Annotated in this window: 27 protein-coding genes; 17 read left to right on the forward strand and 10 right to left on the reverse strand. The window is 64.1% G+C overall.

The window, feature by feature from the left end; all coding sequences use genetic code 11:
- The first annotated feature begins 23 nt into the window (after positions 1–23).
- The 4 genes from M3484_RS00810 (at position 24) to preA (ending at position 3721) form a co-directional block, all read left to right on the forward strand.
- Positions 24–302 carry a hypothetical protein gene (locus tag M3484_RS00810; protein WP_249495356.1) on the forward strand — a complete coding sequence of 93 codons (279 nt, stop codon included), beginning with the start codon at positions 24–26 and terminating at the stop codon, positions 300–302.
- On the forward strand, positions 299–1615 hold the full coding sequence (locus M3484_RS00815; RefSeq protein WP_249495357.1) for an NAD(P)-dependent oxidoreductase: 1317 nt from the start codon (positions 299–301) through the stop codon (positions 1613–1615). Before M3484_RS00810 ends, M3484_RS00815 begins: the two co-directional genes overlap by 4 nt.
- A 141-nt stretch (positions 1616–1756) precedes the next feature.
- Positions 1757–2293: a DedA family protein gene (locus M3484_RS00820; protein WP_249495358.1), complete on the forward strand. Its 537-nt coding sequence runs from the start codon at positions 1757–1759 to the stop codon at positions 2291–2293.
- A 126-nt stretch (positions 2294–2419) separates the two neighbouring features.
- A complete protein-coding gene (preA, locus tag M3484_RS00825; protein WP_092897973.1) occupies positions 2420–3721 on the forward strand; it encodes an NAD-dependent dihydropyrimidine dehydrogenase subunit PreA in 1302 nt (433 codons plus the stop codon).
- Positions 3722–3935: 214 nt separating this feature from the next.
- Here the strand turns inward: preA and M3484_RS00830 are convergent, their stop codons facing one another.
- Both M3484_RS00830 and M3484_RS00835 read right to left on the reverse strand, forming a co-directional pair.
- Positions 3936–4241, reverse strand: a complete 306-nt coding sequence (locus M3484_RS00830; protein ID WP_249495359.1) for a hypothetical protein — start codon at positions 4239–4241, stop codon at positions 3936–3938.
- Positions 4242–4335: 94 nt separating this feature from the next.
- Positions 4336–4980, reverse strand: a complete 645-nt coding sequence (locus M3484_RS00835) for a TetR family transcriptional regulator C-terminal domain-containing protein (protein ID WP_092897969.1) — start codon at positions 4978–4980, stop codon at positions 4336–4338.
- A 123-nt stretch (positions 4981–5103) separates the two neighbouring features.
- Between M3484_RS00835 and M3484_RS00840 the strand changes: the two genes are divergently transcribed.
- The 8 genes from M3484_RS00840 to M3484_RS00875 all read left to right on the forward strand — a co-directional run bounded on the left by M3484_RS00840 (position 5104) and on the right by M3484_RS00875 (position 14605).
- Positions 5104–6381 carry a Zn-dependent hydrolase gene (locus M3484_RS00840; RefSeq protein WP_249495360.1) on the forward strand — a complete coding sequence of 426 codons (1278 nt, stop codon included), beginning with the start codon at positions 5104–5106 and terminating at the stop codon, positions 6379–6381.
- A gap of 17 nt (positions 6382–6398) precedes the next feature.
- Positions 6399–6887 carry a hypothetical protein gene (locus M3484_RS00845; RefSeq protein ID WP_249495361.1) on the forward strand — a complete coding sequence of 163 codons (489 nt, stop codon included), beginning with the start codon at positions 6399–6401 and terminating at the stop codon, positions 6885–6887.
- 13 nt (positions 6888–6900) lie between these two features.
- Complete coding sequence (hydA, locus tag M3484_RS00850; protein WP_249495362.1) at positions 6901–8352, forward strand: dihydropyrimidinase; 1452 nt, start codon at positions 6901–6903, stop codon at positions 8350–8352.
- A 74-nt stretch (positions 8353–8426) separates the two neighbouring features.
- Positions 8427–9728 carry a helix-turn-helix domain-containing protein gene (locus M3484_RS00855; protein ID WP_249495363.1) on the forward strand — a complete coding sequence of 434 codons (1302 nt, stop codon included), beginning with the start codon at positions 8427–8429 and terminating at the stop codon, positions 9726–9728.
- Positions 9729–9883: 155 nt separating this feature from the next.
- Positions 9884–10306, forward strand: coding sequence for a response regulator transcription factor (locus M3484_RS00860; protein WP_092897959.1), 423 nt, complete (start codon positions 9884–9886; stop codon positions 10304–10306).
- A gap of 168 nt (positions 10307–10474) precedes the next feature.
- A complete protein-coding gene (locus M3484_RS00865; RefSeq protein ID WP_249495364.1) occupies positions 10475–10768 on the forward strand; it encodes a hypothetical protein in 294 nt (97 codons plus the stop codon).
- Positions 10769–10775: 7 nt separating this feature from the next.
- Positions 10776–13451: an ATP-binding protein gene (locus M3484_RS00870; RefSeq protein WP_092897957.1), complete on the forward strand. Its 2676-nt coding sequence runs from the start codon at positions 10776–10778 to the stop codon at positions 13449–13451.
- A gap of 119 nt (positions 13452–13570) precedes the next feature.
- On the forward strand, positions 13571–14605 hold the full coding sequence (locus tag M3484_RS00875) for a FliM/FliN family flagellar motor switch protein (RefSeq protein ID WP_249495365.1): 1035 nt from the start codon (positions 13571–13573) through the stop codon (positions 14603–14605).
- A gap of 64 nt (positions 14606–14669) precedes the next feature.
- On the opposite strand, the gene M3484_RS00880 is transcribed toward M3484_RS00875, so the two are convergent.
- On the reverse strand, positions 14670–15107 hold the full coding sequence (locus M3484_RS00880; protein ID WP_249495366.1) for a protein tyrosine phosphatase family protein: 438 nt from the start codon (positions 15105–15107) through the stop codon (positions 14670–14672).
- Positions 15108–15285: 178 nt separating this feature from the next.
- On the opposite strand from M3484_RS00880, the gene M3484_RS00885 reads away from it, so the two are divergent.
- Positions 15286–15522, forward strand: coding sequence for a hypothetical protein (locus M3484_RS00885; protein WP_249495367.1), 237 nt, complete (start codon positions 15286–15288; stop codon positions 15520–15522).
- A gap of 410 nt (positions 15523–15932) precedes the next feature.
- Positions 15933–17744: an enoyl-CoA hydratase-related protein gene (locus M3484_RS23530; RefSeq protein ID WP_349306254.1), complete on the forward strand. Its 1812-nt coding sequence runs from the start codon at positions 15933–15935 to the stop codon at positions 17742–17744.
- Between the two features lie 37 nt (positions 17745–17781).
- Here the strand turns inward: M3484_RS23530 and M3484_RS00895 are convergent, their stop codons facing one another.
- On the reverse strand, positions 17782–17997 hold the full coding sequence (locus M3484_RS00895; RefSeq protein WP_092897950.1) for a hypothetical protein: 216 nt from the start codon (positions 17995–17997) through the stop codon (positions 17782–17784).
- Between the two features lie 145 nt (positions 17998–18142).
- Here M3484_RS00895 and M3484_RS00900 point away from each other — a divergent pair, with 145 nt between their 5' ends.
- A complete protein-coding gene (locus M3484_RS00900) occupies positions 18143–18388 on the forward strand; it encodes a DUF2312 domain-containing protein (protein ID WP_092897948.1) in 246 nt (81 codons plus the stop codon).
- 69 nt (positions 18389–18457) lie between these two features.
- On the opposite strand, the gene M3484_RS00905 is transcribed toward M3484_RS00900, so the two are convergent.
- From M3484_RS00905 to M3484_RS00920, 4 genes are all read right to left on the reverse strand, one after another.
- Positions 18458–19294 (reverse strand): metal ABC transporter permease, encoded by an 837-nt coding sequence (locus M3484_RS00905; protein ID WP_092897946.1) that lies wholly within the window; start codon positions 19292–19294, stop codon positions 18458–18460.
- Positions 19291–20154 carry a metal ABC transporter permease gene (locus M3484_RS00910; protein ID WP_249495368.1) on the reverse strand — a complete coding sequence of 288 codons (864 nt, stop codon included), beginning with the start codon at positions 20152–20154 and terminating at the stop codon, positions 19291–19293. The genes M3484_RS00905 and M3484_RS00910 overlap by 4 nt, the downstream gene beginning before the upstream one ends.
- Positions 20155–21051, reverse strand: a complete 897-nt coding sequence (locus M3484_RS00915) for a manganese/iron ABC transporter ATP-binding protein (RefSeq protein ID WP_249495369.1) — start codon at positions 21049–21051, stop codon at positions 20155–20157.
- 82 nt (positions 21052–21133) lie between these two features.
- A complete protein-coding gene (locus tag M3484_RS00920; RefSeq protein WP_249495370.1) occupies positions 21134–22036 on the reverse strand; it encodes a metal ABC transporter substrate-binding protein in 903 nt (300 codons plus the stop codon).
- A 194-nt stretch (positions 22037–22230) separates the two neighbouring features.
- Here M3484_RS00920 and M3484_RS00925 point away from each other — a divergent pair, with 194 nt between their 5' ends.
- Positions 22231–23772, forward strand: coding sequence for a trimethylamine methyltransferase family protein (locus M3484_RS00925; RefSeq protein WP_092897938.1), 1542 nt, complete (start codon positions 22231–22233; stop codon positions 23770–23772).
- 69 nt (positions 23773–23841) lie between these two features.
- On the opposite strand, the gene M3484_RS00930 is transcribed toward M3484_RS00925, so the two are convergent.
- Both M3484_RS00930 and M3484_RS00935 read right to left on the reverse strand, forming a co-directional pair.
- Positions 23842–24264, reverse strand: coding sequence for a GFA family protein (locus tag M3484_RS00930; RefSeq protein ID WP_092897936.1), 423 nt, complete (start codon positions 24262–24264; stop codon positions 23842–23844).
- Between the two features lie 83 nt (positions 24265–24347).
- Entirely contained in the window at positions 24348–24635 is a 288-nt protein-coding gene (locus tag M3484_RS00935; protein ID WP_249495371.1) for a DUF6477 family protein, read from the reverse strand.
- Between the two features lie 200 nt (positions 24636–24835).
- Between M3484_RS00935 and M3484_RS00940 the strand changes: the two genes are divergently transcribed.
- Positions 24836–26014, forward strand: coding sequence for a DUF6456 domain-containing protein (locus tag M3484_RS00940; RefSeq protein WP_249495372.1), 1179 nt, complete (start codon positions 24836–24838; stop codon positions 26012–26014).
- Positions 26015–26039 lie beyond the last annotated feature (25 nt).

Raw genomic sequence — 26039 nt, forward strand, 5'->3', positions numbered from 1 at the left:
GCACCTGATTGAACGGCGCGGATATGGGCGCGATTGTCAGCGCTCACAAGGCCCCGTTTCTGCTGATCTCCGCTTATAGGGCAGCCATTCACCAGAGAAAAGCGCCGATCCATCACCACGGGCCTGAGGCGCTGATTGGCGCTTTTTTCAGCTGCGGGCGCGCGGCATGGCAGTCGGAACAGGGTTTAAAATTTTTCCATTTGGTAAAATTTAAGACCTGTGAGACGCTGAGCCCGGAAGAAGAAGCCCAGGAAGAGCCGAAACCAGCAACTATCCCCCAACAGAGAGGTCTTGTGCGATGAGCAACAGCCCGCTGACCCCCGGTATCGCATCGGGACGTTTGCCAGCCGAGGAATATGACCGCAATTTTCTCGACCACCTGCCGGCGCTTGATGTGCATGAGGCGCGGGTGGCCGCAGACCGGTGCTATTTCTGCCATGACGCGCCCTGTATGACGGCCTGCCCGACTGCGATTGATATCCCGCTTTTCATCCGCCAGATCGCAACCGGCACGCCGGAGGCTGCGGCAAAGACCATCTGGTCGCAAAACATCCTTGGCGGCATCTGTGCCCGCGTCTGCCCGACCGAGACCTTGTGCGAAGGGGTCTGTGTGCGCGAGGTGGCCGAAGGAAAACCGGTCGAAATCGGCCGTTTGCAGCGGTTTGCCACCGATTTTGCGATGCCGAAGGGGCATCCGTTCCAGCGCGCGGCGCCCACGGGGCGGCGGGTGGCTGTGGTGGGGGCAGGGCCCGCAGGGCTCGCCTGCGCGCATCGGCTGGCGATGCTCGGTCATGATATCGTGGTGTTTGAACGCCGCCCCCGGCCGGGGGGCCTGAATGAATATGGTATCGCGAGCTACAAATCGACCGGCGGTTTCGCTCAGGCCGAGGTGGACTGGCTTTTGCAGATCGGCGGTATCGAATTGCGCAATGGGGTGGAGCTTGGCCGTGACATCACGCTGGCCGAGCTGCGCCATACCTATGATGCGGTGTTCCTCGGGATCGGTTTGCAGGGCGTGAATCTCCTTTCCGCCGGCGGCGAGGATCTGGATGGCGTCGGCAATGCGGTCGATTTCATCGCGGATCTGCGCCAGTCAGATGATCTCTCGACGCTGCCGGTCGGGCGCGATGTGGTGGTGATCGGGGGCGGCATGACGGCGGTGGATGCGGCGGTGCAGTCGCGGCTTCTGGGGGCGGAAAATGTCACCATCGTCTATCGCCGCAGCCAGGAGAAAATGTCGGCTTCCGAACATGAACAGGATCACGCCACCAGCAAAGGCGTTCGAATCATCCATAACGCGGCGCCCCTGCGGGTGATCGGCGAAACCCGCGCCGAAGCCGTGGAATTCGCCTATACCGAGGACGGGCCCGATGGGTTGCGGCTTTTGCCCGAGACCTTCACGCTGAAAGCCGATCAGGTGCTGCGCGCCATCGGCCAGCGCCTCACCGGTCTGCCCGATGGGGTGACTGCCAAAGGCGGCAAGATCGACACCGCGCCGGCGCAGGTCTGGGCCGGGGGCGATTGCGCCGCCGGGGGCGAGGACCTGACCGTGACCGCCGTGGCCGAAGGCCGTGACGCCGCGCTCTCGATCCATCGCCAACTCTCGGGATTGTAACCATGGCTGCACAGCAAAGTGGCATCGCGATGCCGTCAGGGCCTTATACGCGAAGTTTGCGTAACTGCGACGGCGCGCCGGAGCTTTGGTCTTGTTCCCAGGGTTTTTCTCGTCCAAAGGTCTCGCAACTAGCGAGGCACTATGACCGATCTGATCGACCAGATAATCGACTTTATCGAGCGCCATCATGCGTTTGCCCCCTGGATCATGCTGGTCTTCGCGGCCGCCGAAACCACCGCTTTTCTGTCGATCCTGATCCCGTCGACGGCGATCATGGTCGGGGTGGGCGCCTTTGCGGCCAATGGCATCCTGAACTTCACAACGCTGTGGATCGGGGCCTCGATCGGGGCGATGGTCGGCTCGTTCTTCTCTTATTGGCTGGGATGGCGCTACGGCGCGTCTATTCTGCAGATGCGCCCAATGCGCGACCATCCGGAATGGAAGGCGAAGGCGAATACGGCGTTCCTCAGCTGGGGGCCGGTGACGATCTTCGCGGGTCACTTTGCCACCCTGCTGCGCCCGGTGGTCTTTCTGATGGCGGGGATGAGCGGCATGACGCTGCCACGCTTTGCCTTCTGGAACATCCTCGGCTGTATCACCTGGGCCGGGGTCGTATTGAAGTTCGGCGAGGTCGGCGGCTGGGTCATCAGCTGGGCCTGGGGCTGGCTCTTCGGCTGAACGCCCCTTCCTGCACAACATCTCAAGGCGCGGCGGATCTGCATCCGGCCGCGCCTTTTTCTTGCGCGAAACCTGTTCCCAGACACCAGAGACGGCGCAGAGCCGTTCATCTCCAGGGAGGCTCAAATGGCTGATCTTTCGACGAATTTCCTCGGTATCCGCTCGCCCAACCCGTTCTGGCTGGCCTCGGCGCCACCGACCGACAAGGAATATAATGTCGAGCGCGCATTCGAGGCGGGCTGGGGCGGTGTGGTGTGGAAGACGCTCGGGGCCGATGGCCCGCCGGTGGTCAACGTCAACGGCCCGCGCTACGGCGCGGTCTGGGGGGCGGACCGGCGGCTGCTGGGGCTCAACAATATCGAGCTGATCACCGACCGGCCTTTGCAGGTCAATCTGGATGAAATCAAATCGGTACGCCGCCGCTGGCGGGATCGCGCCCTGATCATCTCGCTGATGGTGCCTTGCGATGAGGAGAGCTGGAAAGACATCCTTAAGAAGATCGAGGATACCGAAGCAGATGGGGTCGAGCTGAATTTCGGCTGTCCGCATGGCATGGCGGAACGCGGCATGGGCTCGGCCGTGGGCCAGGTACCCGACTATATTGAGATGGTGACCCGCTGGGTGAAACAGCATTCGCGCATGCCCTGTATCGTGAAACTTACGCCGAACATCACCGATATCCGCCTGCCTGCCGAGGCTGCCAAACGCGGCGGCGCCGATGCGGTCAGCCTGATCAATACGGTGAATTCGATCACCTCGGTCAATCTCGACACGTTTTCGCCCGAGCCGATGATCGACGGCAAGGGATCGCATGGCGGTTATTGCGGCCCGGCGGTGAAGCCCATCGCGCTGAATATGGTGGCCGAGATCGCGCGGTCGCGGGAAACTGCGGGCCTGCCGATTTCGGGGATAGGTGGCGTGACCACCTGGCGCGACGCGGCAGAGTTCATCGCCCTTGGCTGTGGCACGGTGCAGGCCTGCACTGTGGCGATGACCTATGGGTTCAAAGTGGTGCAGGAGCTGATTTCGGGCCTCAGCGAATATCTCGATGAGAAGGGAATGACGCTGGATGAGCTGCGCGGCCGCGCGGTGCCCAATGTCACCGACTGGCAATATCTGAACCTTAATTACGTCGCCAAGGCGCATATCAACCAGGATGATTGCATCAAATGCGGCCGCTGCTATGCGGCCTGCGAGGATACCAGCCATCAGGCGATTGCGATGGGCCCGGGGCGTGTCTTCACCGTGAAAGACGATGAATGCGTCGCCTGCAATCTTTGTGTCAATGTCTGCCCGGTCGAGAATTGCATCACGATGGAGCCGATGGCGAAGGGTTCCGTCGATCCGCGCACCGGGCTTGTGGTCGGCGATTACGCGAACTGGACGACGCATCCGAACAACCCGTCCTCACGCCCGGCGGCAGAATAGGCGGAACGGGCTCTGGTGCCGTCCGCAGATGTTGGTTCGGCGCCACTCTCCGGTCGGGAAAGCCTGTTCCGGCGGGCCTGGCGTGTACCAGTCGTACGCAGCAAAAGATCACGCGCGACCCTGCGTGCGGCAGAGGCACATGGGCAGTGCGTGTGCCGCTTGGGGCCCCCTGGGCCATCGGAGCGCGCCGGAGGTCGCGGTTTGCCTGCGTCGCTCAGGGCACCCGGTTTGCCAGCGGATTCACCCCGACCGCGCGGAGCGTCATCATATAAGCCCGCTGCGCGGCCGCGACCTTGTCGCGCGCGGCTTCTGAGAGCAGGCTCTGATCGGTCAAAGGCGGTCTTGAACTGTTGGTCCCCGAGGCCTGAGCCACCGGACGCGCGATCTCGCTTGTGGCGGCGGCCGAAGCGCGGCTGCCGCTTTGTGATGCCGGAGCTGATCCGGCAGAAGTCCCGGCCTGGGCATTCGCAACCGGTTCTACGGCTGCCATGACCGGCCGGACGGCGGAAATGAATTCCATAACCGTCACCCCACGATAGAAAGCCCCACCCGAAGAGCCTGACACAGATCAGCGCCTCTCCCTAGGAGGTAATGTCTTGCTTTTTAATGGTCTTTCAGGGGATGCCCATGCCCGGCTGCGGCGATAACAGCCGCAGATAGAGGGTTTCAAGAAAGCCCGCGGCCTCGGTCCAGGGATCGTGACCCGCGCCCAGCACCGCGCGCGTCTGGCTTTCGAAATCGGCATAATGCTGGGTCAGGGCCCAGACCGAAATGATCAGATGCACCGGGTCCGAACGCCGGATCCGCCCCTGATCCATCCAGCGCGCCAGCAGCCGCGCTTTTTCCTGCACCAGATCGTGCAATTCCCCCTGAATCGCCTCGGAAATACGCGGCGCACCTTGCAGGATCTCATTGGCGAAGAGCCTGCTTTCACGGGGAAAATCGCGCGACAGATCCAGCTTGCGACGCATATAGGCCAGCATCTCGGCAAGCGGGTCACCGTCTTCGCGCATCGCCCGCAGGGGCTCCAGCCAGGAGGTCATCAGCCCGGTCAGCAGGTCGCGGTGGATCTCTTCCTTGGATCCGAAATAATACAGCAGATTGGGTTTCGAGAGCCCGGCCTCAAGCGCGATCTGATCCAGCGTGGTGCCGCGAAACCCCTGGGCCGAGAACACCTCCAGCGCCGCCGCGAGGATGGTCTCGCGGTTCTTTTGCTGGATACGGCTGCGGCGCGGGGCGCGGACGGTCTGGTTCTCCATAAAGTTTTTAAATCAGGCGCGGGGCATTCGGTCAAACCTCTGTCGCGCGTCCGGGGAAAATTCTTGACCATGTGGTCAGGCTGTGCTGGCTTCTGGCTGACACCACAGCAGGACGGGAACATCATGGCCAACACCAGCAGAATCGGGGCCAGAACAGGCGCAGGTGAAAACCTCCGTATCAATTCCGAACGACTGTGGGAAAGCCTGATGGAGATGGCCAGGATCGGGCCGGGTGTCGCAGGTGGCAATAACCGCCAGGCGTTGACCGATGCGGATAATGAAGGCCGCCATCTGTTTCGCGTCTGGGCAGAGGCCGCCGGCATGACCATGGGCGTCGATCAGATGGGGAATATGTTCTTCACCCGCCCTGGCGAGGAGGCGGAGGCCGAGCCGGTCTTCATGGGCAGCCATCTCGATACCCAGCCGACGGGTGGCAAATATGACGGGGTTCTGGGCGTTCTGGGCGCGCTTGAGGCCATCCGCACGATGAACGATCTCGGCATCCGCACGAAACATCCGATCACGGTGGTGAACTGGTCGAATGAGGAAGGCGCGCGGTTTGCACCTGCCATGGTGGCCTCGGGCGTTTTCGCAGGTGTCATCGACCAGGATCATGCCTGGTCGCGCCAGGACCCGGACGGCAAGCGTTTTGGCGATGAGCTGCGGCGGATCGGCTGGCTTGGCGATGAACCGACGGGCGCGCGGAAAATCCACGCCTATTATGAGCTCCATATCGAGCAGGGGCCGATCCTTGAGGCGGAAAACGTTGATATCGGCGTGGTGACGCATGGCCAGGGGCTGTGGTGGCTTGAATTCACCCTGACCGGGCGCGACGCGCATACCGGCTCGACCCCGATGGCGATGCGCAAGAACGCAGGCCTCGCTATGGCGCGGATATTTGAGCTGGTGCAGGAGGTCGCGATGGCGAACCAGCCTGATGCGGTGGGCGGTGTCGGTCAGGTGCGGTTCGCTCCGAATTCAAGGAATGTGCTGCCGGGCGTGGTGGTGTTCACCGTCGATATCCGCACCGTGGATCTGGCAAAGCTGAACCGGATGCGGGCGGCAATCGAGGAAGGCGCCGCAAAGATCTGTGCCGCGCTGGACGTCGGCTGCGCGGTCGAGGCGGTCGGGCATTTCGACCCGGTGACCTTTACCCCGGATCTGGTCGGATCGGTGCGCCGCGCAGCAGAGAGGCTGGGGTATTCCCACCGTGACATCGTTTCGGGCGCGGGGCACGATGCCTGCTGGATCGCGCGCGTGGCGCCGACCACGATGATCTTTTGCCCCTGTGAGGGCGGGTTGTCGCATAATGAGGCAGAGGCGATCAGCCCGGAATGGGCGGCGGCAGGCACGGATGTGCTGCTGCATGCCGTGCTGGAAACGGCGCAGGTCGTGGCGTGAAAAGAAAAGGCCGAGACATGACTTCTTCTCCGGTGATCCTTGCGGCGCTGCTGGCTGTTATGGGCACGGCCGCGGCGGCGGAAGGCTGGCAGCTGCAATATCTGGCGGATGGCGGCGGCTCGCGCCCGGTCGTGGTCGAGCGCTCCGAGGCCGAATTCTCCGAAGCCTATCTGCGCGATGGGGTCGGGAACGGGCTCTATCTTTCCTGCTGGACCGATGAGGGCGGCAATCGCACCATCCGCTATTCTGCCGCAGGCGAGGCGGCCTTCGGCAGCACGATCACCGCGCGGCTCGGTCTTACCGATGGCGACAGTATCGACCTGAACGAGATGCCCTATGCCGGCGGCAGCTATTTCACTGCGCTTGGCCCGGCCTCGGTGGAGCGGCTGCAAAACAGCGCCGGCGTCATCCTCTCTGTCAGGGGCGAAGAGGTCGGAACCGAATTCGATTTCGCTGCCGGGGGGCTGCGCGAGGCGCTGGCCGATCCGGTATGTGCGGGACAATAACAGGGAGAAGATCATGAGCACGGTCATCAAAGGCGGCACCATCGTAACGGCGGATCTGAGCTATGTTTCGGATGTGCTGATCGAGGCGGGGCAGATCATTGCCATCGGGCATGGGCTGAAGGGCGACAAGGTTCTTGACGCCACCGGCTGCTATGTGATGCCGGGCGGCATTGATCCGCATACCCATCTCGAAATGCCGTTCATGGGCACCTATACGGCGGATGATTTCGACTCCGGCACCCGCGCCGCGCTGGCGGGCGGCACCACGATGGTGGTCGATTTCGCGCTGCCCGCGCCGGGCCAGGGGCTGATGGATGCGCTGAAGCTCTGGGATAACAAGGGCGCGCGGGCGCATTGCGACTATTCGTTCCATATGGCGGTGACCTGGTGGAGCGAGCAGGTCTTTGACGAGATGAAAGAGGTCGCGGATCGCGGCATCAACTCGTTCAAGCATTTCATGGCCTATAAGGGCGCGCTGATGGTGAATGACGACGAGATGTTCGCGTCGTTCTCGCGTTGCGCCGATCTGGGCGCGATCCCGTTTGTACATGCCGAAAACGGCGATCTCGTCGCGGAATTGCAGACGAAACTCATGGCCGCCGGCACCACCGGGCCTGAGGGCCATGCCTATTCGCGGCCCCCGGCGGTCGAGGGTGAGGCCACCAATCGGGCCATCATGATCGCCGATATGGCGGGGGTGCCGGTCTATATCGTGCATGTCTCCTGCGAAGAGGCGCATGAGGCGATCCGCCGGGCGCGCCAGGCCGGGCAACGTGTCTGGGGCGAGCCACTGGTCCAGCATCTGACGCTGGATGAGAACGAGTATTTCAACCAGGACTGGGACCATGCCGCGCGGCGCGTGATGTCGCCTCCGTTCAGGAACAAACGGCACCAGGACAGTCTCTGGGCGGGGCTTTCCTCGGGATCTCTGTCCTGCGTCGCGACCGATCACTGCGCGTTCACCACCGCGCAGAAACGCACCGGGCTGGGGGATTTCACAAAGATCCCCAATGGCACCGGCGGGCTTGAAGACCGGCTTTCGATGCTCTGGACCCATGGGGTGCGGACCGGCCGGATCACGATGAACGAATTTGTCGCGCTGACCTCCACGAATATCGCCAAGATCCTGAACTGCTACCCGAAGAAGGGCGCAGTGCTGGTCGGGGCCGATGCCGATCTGGTGGTCTGGGATCCGGAAAAGACGAAAACGATTTCGGCTGCAAGCCAGCAATCGGCCATTGATTACAATGTCTTCGAGGGGCAGGAGGTCATCGGTGGGCCGCGTTATGTTCTGTCGCGCGGGCATGTGGCGGTGACGGATGGCCAGCTGACCTCGGCCGAGGGACATGGCAAATTCGTCGCCCGCGACCCGCGCGGGTCGGTCAGCCGCGCCTATACGCAGTGGAAAGATCTTACCGCACCACGCCCGGTGCAGCGCGGCGGCATTCCGGTCACGGGTGTGTAAGCCTCGGTTGTAAAGTTTTCACCGCGCTGTAAATTCTCCGGGCGAGCCTGTCGCAAGCCCCGCCCGGAGTTCCCATGTCACGCGCCCCTCTGATCGGCACCCGCCTGCGGGAGCGGCGCATTGCGGCGGGGATGCGGCAGGGCGATCTCAGCCGGGCGGCGGGGATCTCGCCCTCCTATCTGAACCTCATCGAACATAACCGCCGCAATGTAACTCCGGAGGTGCTGGAGCGGCTCGCACAAGCGCTTGATCTTGCGCCGGAGGAGTTTTCCGAGCGGGATCCCGGCGCTCTGGTGGCGGAATTGCGCGCGGCGGCGGCGAGTTTTCCGGGGTCGGGCGCCGAGGCGGACCGGGCAGGCGAACTTGCCGGGCGCTATCCCGGCTGGGCGCAGCTGATTGCCGATCTCCAGACCCATATCGCGGGCCTCAGGCAGGGGATGGCGGCGCTGAATGACCGGCTGGGCCATGACCCACATCTTTCGGCGGCCCTGCATGAGCTGTTATCGGCGCTGTCGGCGGTCCGGGCGACGGCGGGGATTCTGGTCGAGACCGAGGATCTCAGCCCCGACTGGCAGCGCCGCTTTCATCTGAACCTGCATCAGGACAGTGAACGTCTCGTGGGTGGCGCCGAAGCCCTGGTCTCCTGGCTGGACCATTCCGGGGAGGAGCCGGAGAGCGTCGCCGTCGCCCCCCAGGATGAACTGGAGGCCTGGCTGGCGCGGATCGGCTGGACGCTGCCGGATGAGGCGGCACCCGCTCAGATCCAGGGGCGCGAGGCGCGGGCACTGGCGCGGGCCTGGACAGGCCAGGCACAAAAGGACATCGCGATGATCCCCGAGGCGGGGTTGCGCAAGGCGCTGGCGGAGGGGGGCGATCCGGCGCTGATTGCCGCCAGATTCGGGGTGCCGGTTCATGCTGCGATGCGGCGCATTGCCTTCCGGCCCGGTTCTGACGCCGGGCTGGTGGTCTGTGATGCGTCGGGGACGCTCTTGTTTCGCAAGCCAGTGCCAGGGTTTTCGCCGCCGCGCTATGGGGCGGCCTGTCCGCTCTGGCCGCTGTTTGCGGCGCTGGCGCGGCCCGGCCAGCCGGTCCGGGCGGTGGTCGAGATGCCGCAGCCCGGCGGTGGGCGGTTTCTCTGTCTTGCCTGGTGCGAGGCGCGGCTGCCCTGGGGCTTTGCCGGGCCGGAGCTGCGCGAGGCGGCTATGCTGATCCTGCCGGCTCCGGCGCCACCGGCCGATCAGGCACCGATTGCGGCGGGAACCACCTGCCGCATTTGCCCGCGCGAGGCCTGTCCCGCACGCCGCGAGCCCTCGATCCTTGGGGCAGCGCCGACGGCGGCGGCAAAGCCGCAGCGCGGCGCGGCACGCCCCGGTTGAACCCTCGTGCCGCAATGCAGCGCGAGATCGCCTTTTGACAGGTGCAGGAAAATCATAAGATACTGGCGTTCCGGGCCAGGTGTCCGGAACCGGGAGGGCCGGGAGCGCCGCGTCACAGGCGGTTGAACGGGGCGGAAGAAAGGCGGGGGACGGGCATGGAAAACAGCCGCAAGGTGCTGCTGGTCGAAGATGAACCGAATATCGCCGAGGCGATCCAGTTCATCCTGTCGCGCGCCGGCTGGGAGGTGATCCATCATGCCGAAGGCCGCGATGCGGCCCAGATCGCACGAAGGCTGCAGCCGGGCCTTGTGATCCTTGACCATATGCTGCCCGGGCTTTCCGGGATCGAGGTGCTGACAGCCCTGCGCGCCGATCCGGTGACGGCAGGGGTGCCGGTTCTGATGCTGACCGCCAAGGGCCTGCCGCGCGACCGCGAGGCCGCCGAACGCGCCGGGGCGACGCGTTTCATGACCAAACCCTTTTCGAATGCCGAGATCGTGGCCGAGGTGCGCAGCCTGACCGGGGCTGGCGACATAGCCGGCCGGGCCGGGGCGGAGTCCGGCAATGTCACCCCATAATGTCGCCGCAGGGTTTGTGCATCTGTTGAGCCCCGGGCCCGGTTCTGTTTCTGGTGCTGCCGAAAGCGGGTGCCTTTGCCAGGCGGGGCCGCGCTCTGTCTGCTGCCGCATCGCGCAGCGTCCTTGTCTGTCGCGCAGGGCCCGCCCGGCCGAGATGGCAGGTCTCGCGTGAGGCGGCCGCTTTTTCTGGGCCGCATCCCCTATCGCCGCCGCCGGCTGCGCGATGCCGCGCGGCTGTTGCCGGTGGCGGGGGCCTTTCTGATGATCCTGCCGATCCTCTGGACGCCCGCGGGCGGTGATGGAAACCGGCTCCTGTCCTCGGATGTGATCTGGTTCTTTGTGACCTGGGCCTTGCTGATCCTTGCTGCCGCCGTGCTGGCACCGGGCCTCGCGCGCCCAGACGCGCCGCGCCCGGATGCCGCGAGGCCCGGCGTCCTGACGGGCGACGAGGAAGAAGGCTGATCCCCTGATGTCCTTCAACCTGCTGGTTGCCTCCTGCCTCGCCTATGTGATCTTCCTCTTTGCCGTCGCATTCCTCGTGGAGCGGCGCTCGGGGCAGGGCAAGCTCGGCTGGCTGCGCTCGCCCCTGGTCTATACGCTGTCTTTGTCGATCTATTGCACCGCCTGGACCTTTTACGGCGCGGTGGGATATGGCGCGCGGTCGGGGCTGGAATTCATCACCATCTATCTGGGGCCAACGCTGGTCTTCATCGGCTGGTGGTGGATCTTGCGCAAACTCGTCTATATCGGGCGCCAGCAGCGGCTGACCTCGATCGCCGATCTGATCTCGTCGCGATATGGCAAGTCGAACTCGCTCGGCGTGCTGGTCACGGTGATCGCGATTGTCGCGGTGACACCCTATATCGCGCTGCAGCTGCAATCGGTGGTGCTGGCCTTCGAGGTTTTCGCCAGCGCCGCCCCGGGCGAGGCCCGCCCGGGCGCTGGTCAGACCGCGATCTGGGTAGCGGCGGGGCTTGCGCTTTTCACCATCCTTTTCGGCACCCGCAATCTGGATGCGAAAGAACAGCATACCGGGATCGTCACTGCCATCGCGGTCGAGGCCGTGGTGAAGCTGGTCGCGCTGATCGCGGTCGGCTGTTTCGTGGTCTGGGGCCTTGCGGGCGGTGTCTCGGGGATCATGGCCAAAATCGACGCCTCGTCCCTCCATGACTGGCAGCTGCAACCGGGGCGCTGGACCGCGATCCTGTTTCTTGCAGGCGCCGCCGTGATCTGCCTGCCGCGCATGTTCCAGGTCATCGTCGTCGAGAATTCCGATGACCGCCAGCTTGCCCGCGCCTCCTGGGCCTTTCCGGCCTATCTGCTGGCGATGAGCCTTTTCATCATTCCCATCGCCGTCATGGGGATCGAAAGGCTGCCTGCGGGATCTAACCCGGATATGTTTGTCCTGACATTGCCTCTGGCCGAAGGGCAGGGCGGGCTTGCGATGCTCGCCTTCCTTGGCGGGTTCTCCTCCGCAACCTCGATGGTGATTGTCGAGGCGATTGCGCTCGCGACGATGGTGTCGAACCATATCGTGATCCCGACCTGGCTGAGGCTGCGCCGGTCGGGCGCAATTTCCGAAGATGTGCGCTCGCTGGTGCTGACCGCGCGCAGGCTTTCCATCGCGCTCGTTCTCGCGCTTGGGCTGGGCTATTACCGGCTTTCGGGCGGCTCCGGGGCGCTGGCCGAGATCGGGCTGATCTCTTTCGCGGGGGTTGCACAATTCCTGCCGGCGATGATCGGCGGCATCTTCTGGCGCGGCGCCACGCGGACGGGCGCGCTCCTCGGGCTGGCGACGGGCTTTACACTCTGGGCCTATTGCCTGTTCCTGCCGTCTTTCGGTGATGCGATCCTGCCGGCATCGGTGCTGCAGGCCGGGCCCTGGGGCCTGAGCTGGCTGCGGCCCAATGCCATGTTCGGGACCGAGGTGATGGACCCGCTGGTCCATGCGCTGTTCTGGTCGCTGATCGCCAATACCGCAGCCCTCTGCGCCGCATCGATCCTCAGCTTTCCCGGCCCGGTCGAGCGGCTGCAAAGCGCCGCTTTCGTCAATGTCTTTGATGGCCCTGTCGGCCCGCAACGCTGGGCGCGTGGCGAGGCGGAACCAGAGGCGCTCCTGATGATGACGCAGCGCATCATGGGCGAAGAAGAGGCGCAGGGCCTGTTCGAGCGCGCCGCCCGCGACCAGGGCAAGAGCGAGTCGATGCTGCCCGACCCGACCCCGGCCTTTCTGGCGGCGCTGGAAGAACGGCTTGCGGGCTCTATCGGGGCGGCCACCGCCCATGCGATGATCTCGAAACTGGTTGGCCTGGATACGGTCACGGTCGAGGATCTGATGGTGGTCGCGCGCGAATCCGCGCAGCTGATGGAACATTCCGCCCAGCTAGAGGAACAGCGTTTCGAACTTGCCCGCACCGCAACGGCATTGCGCGAGGCGAATGAAAAGCTGACCGCGCTGTCGGTGCAGAAAGACGCGTTCCTGTCGCAGATCAGCCATGAGCTGCGCACGCCGATGACCTCGATCCGCGCCTTTTCCGAGATCCTCGCCGAGGGCGACCTGCCGGTCGGCACTGTGGCGCGCTCGGGCGGGATCATCCGCGATGAGGCGGTGCGGCTGACCCGGCTGCTTGATGACCTCCTGGATCTTTCGGTGCTGGAAAGCGGCAAGGTGCAGCTCTCCGTCAGCCTTGTGAGTATGCGCGATCTGATCGACCGTTCGATCCTTGCGACCGAAAAGGTCAAGCCAGAGCGCGATATCGAATTCATCCGTGACCAGGTCGCCGAATCCGTCTGGATGCGGACCGATGCGGACCGGCTGACGCAGGTGTTCATCAATCTGATCGCCAATGCGCGCAAATATTGCGATTCGAGCCATCCGCGCATCCGCATCGCGGTGCGGGTCAGGGCCGGGCGGGTGCGGGTCGATGTCGCGGATAATGGGAAGGGCATTCCCAAGGCGCTGCAATCCATGGTGTTCGAAAAATTCTGGCGCCTTCCCGGTGAGGCGCGGGCCTCGGGAGCCGGGCTTGGCCTCGCGATCTGCCGCGAGATCGTGACCAATCTGGGCGGCACGATCGACTATCTTCCGGGGCAGGGCGGGGCGGCATTCCGCGTGGTGCTGCCGCTTCGGATCGAGCCGGGCTGAAAAACCAGGCAGTGCGGCGCTGGCAGCGGGTTTTAGACGATTTTCTCTGTCCCGTTAATATTGCGCAAACATTCTCGCGGCCAGAATGGCGCTGCCTGGACAGAACGGGAAGCATTGCCATGAGCGAGATCCTGCGCCGCAAACTCCGCCCCGCGCATGAGGAACAGGCCCGGCCCCATGCGCTGGTTGATCAGGCCTGGCGGCTGGCGCTGGCGCGGGCTTTGCGTGAAGGGGCGGGGTTGCCGGCCGAGACCACGACCCTGACATCGCGGCCCTGCGATCTGGCGGAACTGCCGGAGCTGCCGGCTGAACGCGCGCTGATTGCGCTGCTGGACGGGCCGGGTGGCGCGATGGGGGTGGCGGCGCTGTCGCCTGATCTCACGGCCTCGCTGATCGAGATGCAGACGATCGGTCGTATCGGCGCGGGTCCGCCGGGGGCGCGGCGTCCGACCCGGACTGATGCCGCGATGATCTCGCCGGTGCTTGACCGGGCGCTGGCACGATTCGACTTCCTGGTCCGCGATCTGCCGGACCGACGGGTGGAGGCCGGGTTCCGTTTTGCATCACAGCTCGATGACGCCCGCAGCATCGGGCTTTTGCTCGATGATCAGCCCTATCATCTGATGAGTGCCGTGCTTTCGCTGGCTGATGGCAGGCGCAGCGGTGAGATATTGCTCGCTTTGCCGCTGACCGGGGCCCCGGTCGCCGAGGCCTCTGCCAATACGCCGGGGTCTGAGGGATTTGCTGCGGATCTGGGGCAGACAGAATGCGAATTGCAGGCCGTGCTGGGGCGGCGGATGCTGACGGTCAATGAAGTGATGCAGCTGGAGCCGGGGCAGCTTCTGACACTGAACGACGCCAGTATCACGAAAATCAACTTGCATGGGATTGACGGGCGGGTGGTGGCGGCGGCGCGTCTCGGGCAGCAAAATGGCTATCGTGCGCTGCGGATCAGCGCTGTTGCGATGCCTGGGAGCGAGATTGAAGCCGGCAGCTTTGACATGGCCGTCGGGCGGGATCGGCCATCAGAGACCGCCGTTGGATCTTTGGATTTCCCGACCGGCTTTCCGATGGAACAGGGGCCTGCGCCCGATCCCGGTTTCGGGCCGGACACGGGTTTGGGCGAAGGGTTTGATATCCGTGTCCCGGCCTGAGCGTCTGGCCCGGAGCGGCATCGGAAGGGTTGCGCGATTCCGCCAGCCCCCCGGCTCCGATATCTCAGCTCGCGGATTTTTGCGCGGCGAGTGCCTCGATCTGCGGGGCAAGATGGGCCAGCTGATAGCCATGTTGCGCGGCGGCGGCGATCAGCTCGCTCGCAGGCCGCGTGCCAGCCTGGGACAGGGCCCAGACGATCGACGATCGGTTGCCGCTGGCGCAATAGGCTAGGACCGGGCCCGGCGCTGCGGCAATAGCTTCGGCCTGGGCCGTGACATTCTGCATCGTCAGCGCGCCGCCGATCACCGGATTGGCAAAAAATGCAATGCCAAGCGCTTCGGCCTGCGCGCGCATTGCCCCGGTATGAAGCTCGTCGGGGATCTCGGCATCGGGGCGGTTGTCGATCACTGCGCGATAGCCGGCGTCCCTGATCGCCTCAAGGTCCTCAAGGGCGATCTGGGGCGAAACGGCATAGGTTTCACTGAGCGGGCGGATATCCATCTTGACGTCCCTTCGGAAATTCTGCCGCAGCCTACTCCGCAGAGCGGCGGGGGAAAAGCCCCGATGCGGGGGGCAGCAGCTGGCGAAAAGCGGCGTGATCCTGATCTGGATCATGGTCGGGAAAGAGAATCTGAGCAAGATCAGCCCGGAAGTACCGGCAGCCGGAGGAGGAACGGCCATGGAAATTTACAACCGATTTTCGCGATTGCAGCATCTGACCCGGGAGGCGGTCAGGCTTGCTCAGGACGGCGCTTTGCAGGATCTGAACGCGACACTCGCAGAGCTTCAGGCCCTGGCGCATCGCTTTACGGCCTTGCCCGACAGCGGCGGGCGCGAGAGTCTGATGCAACGCGAGGCGAGGCGCCTGCGCGAAGAAGAGGAAATCGAACAAAGGTTCGACAATATGCCGGTGTGACATTCTCCGACCCGGCAACGGTTGTTTCTGGTGGACCTTTCGCAAGGGCAGATCTTTGCGGGCCCCGGCATAATCGCGATGGGGTCCGGGCGCGATCTGCCAGGATGTTGCGGATCTGGAGGTCACAACGGGGGCTATGGCCCTGGTTGTGGAAGAGGCCGGGAGGCCAGAGCTCCGGCGGGCTAGGGCCTGCGCTTGCAGGAGCTTGCCGGATAATCAGGGTAAGCTCTTGTCAAGCAACCGGAATGTCCTGTTAACTTGCACCCCATAGAGTGACGGGTGAAGGCGGGGGCATGACTCGGGTTGAGGGGAGTGGGACTGCGGGCAGCGGTTCTGCCAGATATGCAGCTGACGCGCATGAAACGGCGGCGCCGGATAATGCTGTTGTCGGCACAGCTGCGGCGGCACCGGTGCAGCAGAGCCTTGTCGGGCCAGACGGGTGTGTGCTTTTGCTGGAGATCGGCCATCCGCCCCTGAATGGCCTGACCCGGGAGGTGCGGGCTGCGCTTGCGGCAGCGCTCGCGGTCGAATGCAGTGCTGGAGAGACATGGGCCGGCGGCGCCCGCCCGGTGGTGATTGCCGGTGCCGCAGGCGCGTTTCCTTCGGCAACCCTAGTCGAGGCCGGCGCTGCACTTCTCGAGGGCAATCCCTCGCTGGCTGGAATTTGCCGACAGATCGATCTTTATCCCGCGCCGGTGGTGGCGGCGATTTCCGGCCGCGCCACCGGGCCGGGGGCAGAGCTGGCGCTGGCCTGTCACGCGCGGATCATGGCGATCGATGCGCGGATCCAGTTCCCCGAGGCCGGGCTGGGCCTTTCGCCCATGGCCGGCAGCAGCCAGCGTCTGCCGCGGCTGACCGGGCTGGATGAGGCGATCTCGCTGCTTTTGAATGCGACACCGCTCGATGCCGATCAGGCGCTGGCCATCGGCCTCGCCGATCATGTGACCGAGGGCGACCCCGTTCCGGCGGCGATTGCACTTGCGGCGCGGATGCCCGCCCCGGCGCCGGTGATTGCCCGCGAGGAGGGGATCCGCGACAGCACGGCATTTGGCGCCACCATCGCCCGGGCGCGGCGCGATCTGGCGCGCAATCCGATGCCGGCTCCGGCGCGGATCATCGACTGCATTGAGGCCGCGCTTTATTTGCCGCCGGAAAACGGCTTTGCGCTGGAGGCGGTGGTCTTCGATGATCTGCTGGCCACCGGGGAAAGCCGGGGGCTGATCGCCGCCGCGCGGGCCGAACGGGCGGCGCATATTTTGCCACCGGGCGTGGCTGGCAGTGGCGGTGCCGAGATCCGGACACTTGGGCTGACCGGGGCTGGCCCGCAGCTGGCCGCGCTGGCGCTGCTGGCGCTTGGCCGGGGCCTACGGGTGATCTGGGCCGGGCCGGAGGGTGGTGGTGACGCGGCGTCGCTGGAGCGGATCGCTGCCTGGGTGCGCGAGCGGCTGGAGGCCGAGACACGCTCGGGCCGGCTGAGCCAGGCGCAGCGTGACGCCGATTTCCTGCGGTTTGAGACCGGGCAGCCGGCCGGGGCGCTGGCGCAGGCGGGGCTGGTGGTCCATGCGCGGCCTGGGGCCGTGGCGGATGGCCTGGCCCGGCAATACCCGGCGACGCTGCATCTGGTGATTGGCGGGGGGGGCGGGCGCGCAGGCCTGACCATCGCGCCGTCCGGGCGGGTCTGCGAGATCAGCACCGGTGGCGTGGCGGGGCCGGTGGCGATGGGCGGGCTCTGGCGGCTGATGCGCAGTTTCGGCCTGCAGCCGGTGCTCAGCGGCACCCTGCCGCAGGTCGGGCGCCGCGTTGCGGCAAGCGGTCAGGCGGCGCTGTCGCGGATGCTTGCGATGGGCGTGCCGCGCCGGCTGATTGCGACGGCGCTGGAAGGGTTTGGCCAGGCGATGCCGGATTTGCCGGAGCCGGGGTCTGAGGTCGCCATGCGCGGTATGGCTGCCGAAGAGGTGATCCGGCGCTGGCTGGCGGCGCTGGCGAATGAGGGTTACCGGCAGATTGCGGATGGGGCGGCATCAGGGCCGGCTGCGGTGGATTTTCTGATGGTGCAGGGGCATGCCTTCCCGCGCTGGCGGGGGGGGCCGATGCATCTGGCGGAGGAGCGGGGCGCTATGGTGCTGCGCAGCGATCTGCGCCGCTGGCAGGAGGATGATCCGGTCTGGACGCCGCATCCGTCCCTGGACCGGCTGGTCTCAAAGGGGCGGTCGGCGGCATAAGTCTGCGCCCCGTTCCGGGGGGCAGCCCTGCGACTGATCAGCCGAGCGAAATGCCCATGATCACCATTGCGAGGCCCAGCACCGAAAGGCCAAGCGCGCCGAAATTCACCGCGAAAAGTTTTTGCAGCTCGCTGCGCATCTGTTCATCCGTGGCGCCCGAGCGGCGGATTTTCAGCCCGCGCAGGATGCACCAGAGCAGGCCGAAGACGCCAAGAAGCGACAGGAAGGCGCCGGGCCAGATCAGATAGGGCATTGAAAGCTCCGCCATGTGCTGCGGGATGCTGGCTAAACGCTGGCGGGCTTTCGCGCAAGAGGGGTCGCAAGAGCGGGCGGCAGCGCTTGAAATCGGCGGCCCCGGCAGGGTATCTGTCGGGCAAAGCATAAAGCGGAGAGCAGGAATGAATGACGCCTTCAATGTGACCGCCGATGAGCTGCGTCAGCTGATCGAGCGGATCGAACAGTACGAAGCCGAAAAGAAGGACATCGCCGAGCAGCTGAAAGAGGTCTATGCCGAGGCCAAGGGCCGGGGCTTTGACACCAAGGCGCTGCGCAAGATCGTATCCCTGCGCAAGCAGGATGCCGAGGAGCGCCAGGAAGCGGATGCGATCCTCGAAGTCTATATGACCGCGCTCGGGATGAACTGAGCAACGCATGCGGAATACGAAAACGGGGGCCAGTGGCCCCCGTTTTCATTTCGCACTGCGGCGCTGGTGTCAGATCGCAGCGCGGCTTTGGGCGCGGATTTGCAGGCTGCGCCGGAAAAAGGCGGCGAGGAACATCGCGGTCAGCACCAGGATGATGGTGGCGGCGGGCGAGGCATCAAGCCAGAAACTTGCCCAGATCCCGGTCATCATCGCGGTGAAGCAGGCGATGCAGGCCACGACCAGCATCTGGCCGAAGCGGCGGACCAGCAGGAAGGCGATGGCGCCTGGCGCGATCAGAAGGCCCACCGCCAGGATCAGCCCGGTTGCCGACAGCGTCGCGACGATGGTCAGCGACAGAACTGCAAGCAGCCCGTAATGCAGCATCCCGACCCTGAGCCCTGAGGCCCGCGCCTGAGCCGGATCGAAAGCCTGCAGCATCAGGTCTTTCCAGCTTACCACCAGCGCCAGCGTCACGAAGCCGGCGATCAGCCCGGCGGTCCAGAGATCCTGGACACTGACCCTCAGCATATTCCCGAACAGGATATGGTCGAGATGCGCGTCGCTCTCGATCGAGGTGTAAAGCACGATCCCGGCGGCAAACATGCCGGAAAACACCACACCCATGATGGTGTCAGGCTTGATGCGGCTGTTTTCCGACAGCCAGCCGGTCGCGACCGAGGTGAACATGCCGGCGGCAAAGGCGCCGATGATCAGCGGAAAGCCCCAGATATAGGCCAGCACAATCCCCGGCAGCACGGCATGGCTGACCGCATCCCCCATCAGAGCCCAGCCCTTCAGAACAAGAAAGCAGGACAGAAGCGCGCAGGGCACTGAAATCATAGCAGAAATCAGGAAGGCCTTTTGCATGAAGGGAAACTGGAACGGCAAGAGAAACGTCTCGATCATATCGCGTCCTCCTCGCGCAGGGCAGCGGCGGCGCGGCGTTTCGTAGCCAGAAGCCCGTGTTTCGGGGCGAAGATGAAAACGAGAAGGAAGATCGCGGTCTGCAGGCAGACGATCACGCCTCCGGTCGCGCCATCGAGGAAATAGCTGACATAGGCGCCGACAAAGCTGGTCACGGTGCCGATGGCAACCGACAGCACGATCAGCCGGCCGAAGCGGTCACAGATCAGCCAGGCGGTGGCTCCGGGTGTCACGACAAGTGCGATCACCAGAAATGCGCCGACCGTCTGCATCGCCGCCACAACCGAGGCCGACAGCAATGTGAAGAACACGCCTTTCAGAAACCCCGGATGCAGTCCGACAGAGCGCGCGTGGTTTTCGTCAAAGAACACCACCATCAGGTCTTTCCATTTCATCAGCAGGACCGCCAGCGTCACAAAGCCGATCACCGCCAGTTGCAGCGTGTCTTCGGGCGTGATGGCGAGGATATTGCCCATGGTGATGGTCTGGATCGAGACCGCCATCGGGTTAAGGGACACCATGAACAGGCCCAGCCCGAAAAACGCGGTGAAGATCAGCCCGATCACCACGTCTGATTTCAGCCCGCTCCGGTCTGAGAGAAACAGCATGGCGAGCGCCGCGAGCCCGCCCGAGAGAAAGGCGCCAAGTGCGAAGGGCAGGCCCAGCATATAGGCGCCGGCCACCCCGGGCACGACCGAATGCGAAAGCGCATCGCCGATCAGAGACCAGCCTTTCAGCATGAGATAGGCCGAGAGAAAGGCGCAGACGCCGCCGACAAGCGCCGAGACCCACATCGCATTAAGCATGTAGGAATAGGTGAACGGCTCCCAGAGGATCTCCATTCAGCGACCCTCCCGCGTGCGGGTCTCATGGCCATATTGCACCAGCGGACGTTCATCATCGGTCAGGATCGAGACATGGCGCGGGTCGTCATCGTCATGCAGCTGATCGCCCGAAAGGGTGAAACGGCGCAACACGCCGCCAAATGCCTCTTCGAGATTGTCATGGGTGAAGGTCTCGGCGGTCAGGCCATAGGCGAGTACCGTGCCCCTGACCAGCACGACGCGGTCGCAGAATTCCGGCACCGAGCCGAGGTTATGGGTCGAGACCAGCATCACGCGGCCTTCATCGCGCAGTTCGCGCAGAAGGGTGATGATCTGTTCCTCGGTCTTGACGTCAACGCCGGTAAAGGGCTCGTCGAGCAGGATCACCTGGCCATCCTGCGCCAGGGCGCGGGCCAGAAAGACGCGTTTTTTCTGGCCACCTGACAGCTCGCCGATCTGGCGGTGGCGGTAATCCAGCATATTCACCCGCGAAAGCGCCTGGTCGACCGCCGCGCGATCCGCCGCAGACGGGATGCGCAGGAACCCCATATGGCCATAGCGGCCCATCATCACCACATCCTCGACGAGGACGGGGAAGGACCAGTCGACCTCTTCGGATTGCGGCACATAGGCGACAAGGTTCTGTTTCAGCGCCTCGCGGACCGAACGGCCAAGCAGGCTGATCTGTCCTTTCGCAACCGGCACGAATCCCATGATCGCTTTGAAAAGCGTGGATTTCCCCGCACCGTTCACGCCGACCAGCGCGGTGACGGTGCCCCGCGGGATCCCGAAAGTAGCATTCCTGAGCGCGGTATGGCCGTTGCGATAGGTGACCGTGACATCCTGCGCGGTGATGCCACCACCCGGATCATCGGCTGCTGTGGCCTTTGTCCGGGGGTCTGGGGTCTGCGGCATGATAGGAAGGGCTTTCTCAGCTGGAATTATGGGAACTCTGCCACGGGAAACCGCGGCAGAGAAGTGTTTTTGAGAATGGGTCTCAGTTGGGGCTGCTCTCAAGCCCGATGGCGATGGTCTCTGCTGTGACTTTCAGCAGGTCGAGATAGGTCGGGACCGGGCCATCTGCGGTGGAAAGACTGTCGACATAAAGCACGCCGCCATAAGAGGCGCCGGTCTCGCGCGCGACCTGTTCGGCGGGGGCGGTATTGACGGTGCTTTCGCAGAAGACGACCGGGATATGGTGCTCTTTAACCCCGTCCACCACCGCGCGGACCTGCTGCGGCGTGCCCATCTGATCGGCATTCATCGGCCAGAGATACAGCTCTTTCATGCCGAAATCGCGGGCGAGGTAGGAAAACGCGCCTTCGCAGGTCACCAGCCAGCGTTTGTCTTCGGGAATGGCGGCGATGCGGGCACGCAGCGGCTCGATCGCGGCCTTCATCTCTGCCTTATAGGCCGTAGCATTGGCGGCATAGGTCGCGGCATTATCCGGGTCGTGCTCTGTCAGGGCTTTTTCGATATTGTCGATATAGATCAGTGCATTATCCAGGCCCATCCAGGCATGCGGATTGGCTTTGCCCTGATAGGATCCCGATGAGACCGCAATCGGATCAATCCCGTCGGTCAGCGTGGCCGAAGGCAGGTCACCGAGGTTTTCCAGAAAACCCGCGAACCAGAGTTCCAGATTCAGCCCGTTCCACAGGATCAGATCGGCATCCATCGCGCGGACCAGATCCTGCGGTGTCGGCTCATAGCCATGGATCTCGGCGCCGGGGCGGGTGACCGAGACCACATCGGCGGCATCCCCCGCCACATGCTGCGCCATATCGGCGATCACGGTGAAGGTGGTGACGACTTTCAGCTTGTCTCCGGCGAAGGCCAGTCCGGTGGTCAAAAGAAGGGCGGCGAGGGCGGTGGTCGGGGTTTTCAGCCAGGCTTGCATTATTTCTCCTCTCGGCATGGTTAGATGTAAATGCAAATCATTCTCAACTGTCAACTGCTGATTTGCGGGGGATCCCGGGGGCTGTCGCTGTCGTGCGCTGCAAATGTCGCAAACGGCACAAAAGCGCCGCAAACCCGAAGCGGTGAAACTTCGGGCAGGAGTATTTCCGGTTCAGAGCCGTTCAGGAGGATAAGATGTCGGAAGTGATCGAGGGTCGTCGGGCGCGGGGTGGCGGCGCGGCACGGCGCGCGGAACGCACGGCTGTCAGCTTCGAGACGGCGAAATTCATCAGCCGCAACATCCCGAATTTTGAAGTGCTGAATGAAGAGGCGCTTCAGATCATCGAATATAACGCCGAGACGATTCTCGAAGAGATCGGCGTCAATTTCGTGGAGAATCCGGCAGCCCTCGTGCGCTGGCGCGAGGCCGGCGCGGATGTGCGCGGCGAGCGTGTGCATATCCCGCGCGGCCTTGCACGCAAGCTTTGTTCGACTGCCCCCGCGACGTTCACCCAGCATGCCCGCAACCCCGAGCGCAGTGTCGAGATTGGCGGCAAAAACCTTGTGCTGGCACCGGTTTACGGCCCGCCCTTCGTCCGCGATCTGGAAGGTGGCCGCCGTTACGCGACCATCGCGGATTTCCAGAATTTCGTGAAGCTGGGCTATATGTCGAAATGGCTGCACCATTCCGGCGGCACGGTTTGCGAGCCAACCGATATCCCGGTGAACAAACGCCATTTCGATATGCTGCACGCGCATATGACACTGTCCGACAAGCCCTATATGGGGTCCGTCACGGAACCCTCGCGGGCGCAGGATTCGGTCGATATGTCGAAGATCCTGTTCGGCGATGATTTCGTCGACCAGAACACGGTGATGACCTCGCTGATCAACATCAACTCGCCGATGACCTTTGACGGCATCATGATGGGCGCGCTTGAGGTCTATGCGGCCAACAACCAGGCCTCGATTGTCTCGCCCTTCATCGTCGGTGGCGCGATGGCGCCGGTGACGGTCGCTGGCACGCTGACCCAGGTGCTGGCCGAGATCCTTGCCGGTGTGGCCTACAGCCAGCTGGTGCGGGCAGGCTCGCCGGTGATTGCGGGGGCGTTTGTGACCTCGATCGACATGAATTCCGGCGCGCCGACCTTCGGCACGCCCGAGGCCGCACATATCACCTATGGCGCCGGTCAGCTGGTCCGCCGTCTGGGGCTGCCGTATCGTTCCGCCGGTTCGTTCTGCGGCTCGAAACTCCCCGATGCGCAGGCGGCCTATGAGACCTCGAACAGCCTCAATATGGGGCTGCTCGCGGGTGTGAACTTCATGCTCCATGCCTGTGGCTGGCTGGAAGGCGGGCTGGTCTCCTCCTACGAGAAATTCGTGATGGATGCCGATCAGCTGGGCGCGTTGCATGGCATCGCCAAAGGCGTTGCGGTGGACGAAAACGCCCAGGCGCTGGATGCGATCCGCGAGGTCGGTCCGGGCGGCCATTACCTTGGCTGCGCCCATACCCAGGCCAATTTCAAGACCGCTTTCTGGCGTTCGGATGTGCTGGATTACAAGCCGTTCGAGACCTGGGAGGAAGAGGGCGCCCGCGATACCGCAACGCTTGCTTCGCTGAAGGTTAAGAAGATGCTGGCGGATTATGTGGCGCCGGAACTCGACGTGGCAAAGCGCGAGGCGCTGGATGACTATGTCGCGAAACGCAAGGCAGAGATGCCCGACGCCTTCATGTAACAGTTTTCCAATTCGAAACAATTGGCCCCGCCCTGGCAACAGAGCGGGGCCTTTTTCGGTCAGAACGGCTCAGTCAGGATCAAAGCGAAGCACACCCGCACGCCGCGTTGTGCCCCCGGTATCGCTCGGATGGCTTATGCCGTCGCTCACCGGGATTTCGCGGAAGTCAAACGGGCTGACCCCTTCGATACAGGCGACATTGACGCCGTATTGATCGGTATTCGATCGGCGCTGATGATGGGTGTAGATGCCGCAGGTTTTGCAGAAGTAGTGTTTCGCGGTGCCGGTGTTGAACTGGTAGAGCGTGAGATTGTCTTCGCCTGCCACAAACGCGATGTCACCGAGACCGGCCGAGACGGCGACCGCACCGCGCATCCGGCAATAAGAACAGGTGCAGCGGCGGATCGAAGCGAAGCCCCCGGTCAGACGCAGCCGGAAGCGGACAGTGCCGCAATGACAGGCTGCGCTGAAATCCTCTGTTTTCTGGCTCATTTGCCCCTCCCTGAAGTGGTGAGAGCCTACTATGTCCCGGCAGTAACGGCCACAAGACCGCCGGGATGGACAGGGAGGGGATTTCAGCCGGCGGCAGTCCGCGGTTGCAAAAGCCGGCACTCGGCCACGAGAGCTGCGAGCACCTCGATATGGTCGCAGATCGAATAGGTAGACGCGCCGCTCTGGCGGATTTCCTCGATCTGCGCCTCGGTCTCAAACAGCTTCGAGACAATGCGCTCGGGGCGGTTTTCTTCCGGGGCAAAGCGCTTCAGCGCACTGGGCCGGTGGTAATCGGTCAGGGCAAACCGGACCGCGCGCATCAGGATTCCGGGGCGGCGGATTTCAGAGAGGCTGGTGCGGATATCGGACATTCACGGCTCCTTCAGCGGGTGAGAAGGGCAGTCTGTCCCGGATAATCCCGGCGTTGCGCAGGCCTTAAAACCGGCGCGCGCCCGGGAAGGGGCTGTTTAGCTTTTGGTTACCATTATCGACAAATCGTAACCAGTTAACATCTGAGTAACCACGATCCCCTAAGCTGCATTCAGCACCAGCCGGATATTCAGACCTGAACATGCAACAGATCAGAGATTTTGAAAGCCCAGCCAGCGCGTCCCAGTTCCCGGTCTGCCTGCCGGCCTGGATTCCGGATCAGATCAGGCTTTATCTCGGTCACACCGAAGAGGGGATCTCACTCAGGGCGCTGGCGCGCGAACGGGGGGTGCATGCCTCAACCGTGATGCGCCAGGTCCGCCGCTATGAGTGCCGTCGCGACGATCCGCTGATGGATGCGGCACTCAGCCAGCTCAGCCGGGCGGCGCGGTTTTCCCCCAATCCGGTCCGCCAGGAGGTAATCCCCGCGATGACATCCCATATTCCGCAAGAAGCCGCCCGCCGCACCAAAGCCGTCCCGGCGATGAGTGCAACGCTTCCCGATGAAAGCGAACTCGACCGCGAGGCGCGCCGCATCCTGCGCCGCCTGGCCGAACCGGGCGCGCTGCTGGCCTTTGCCGGCGATATGGACAAGGCGGCGGTCCTGCGGGAGTTTCCCGATGGGCGCGCGGTCAGGACGGCGGTGCTTGAACGCGCGGTCGCCCAGGCCTTTTGCCTCAAGGACTGGATCTCGTGCCGCAAAAGCGGGCGGATCTCAACCTATGGCATCACTCAGGCGGGGCGGGCGGCGCTGCGCCGGCTGATGGGTGACGAGGAGGTGCAGCCGGGTATGGCCGAGGCGGCGACGCCTTTTGCCGATCAGCATCGCGTCTTTGCCGAGCGGGAGGTGCAGACCCCGGAAGGCCCGCGCCGGATGCGGTTTAACATCGCGGAAAGCCCGGTTGCGGTGCTGGGGCGGCGGCGCGAGAAAAATGGCGAGCTGTTTCTGACCGCGGATCTGGTGGCGGCGGCCGAGCGGCTGCGCGAGGACTTTGAGCTTGCACAAATGGGGCCGCGCGTGGCGCAGAACTGGGAGAAGTTCCTGACCGGCAGTGACCGGGGCGGCTTTCGCGGGGACAGCGGGCTGGCCGAGGGGCCGGGCCGGGCGCGGGACCGGGTGGCGCTCGCCTTGCGTGATCTTGGGCCGGGGCTTGGCGATATTGCCCTCAGGGTCTGTTGTTTTCTCGAAGGCGTCGAAAGTGCCGAGCGCCGCATGGGCTGGGCGGCACGGTCGGGGAAGATCGTGCTCCGGATCGCGCTGCTCAGGCTCCGCCGGCATTATGATGAGACCTATGGCCGGTCGGGCCCGCTGATCGGCTGAGGCTCTGGGCCTGACCCGCCAGAGG

Source organism: Pseudomonas sp. GX19020, assembly GCF_023371075.1.
In the GTDB taxonomy this organism is placed as follows: Bacteria; Pseudomonadota; Alphaproteobacteria; order Rhodobacterales; family Rhodobacteraceae; genus Pseudogemmobacter.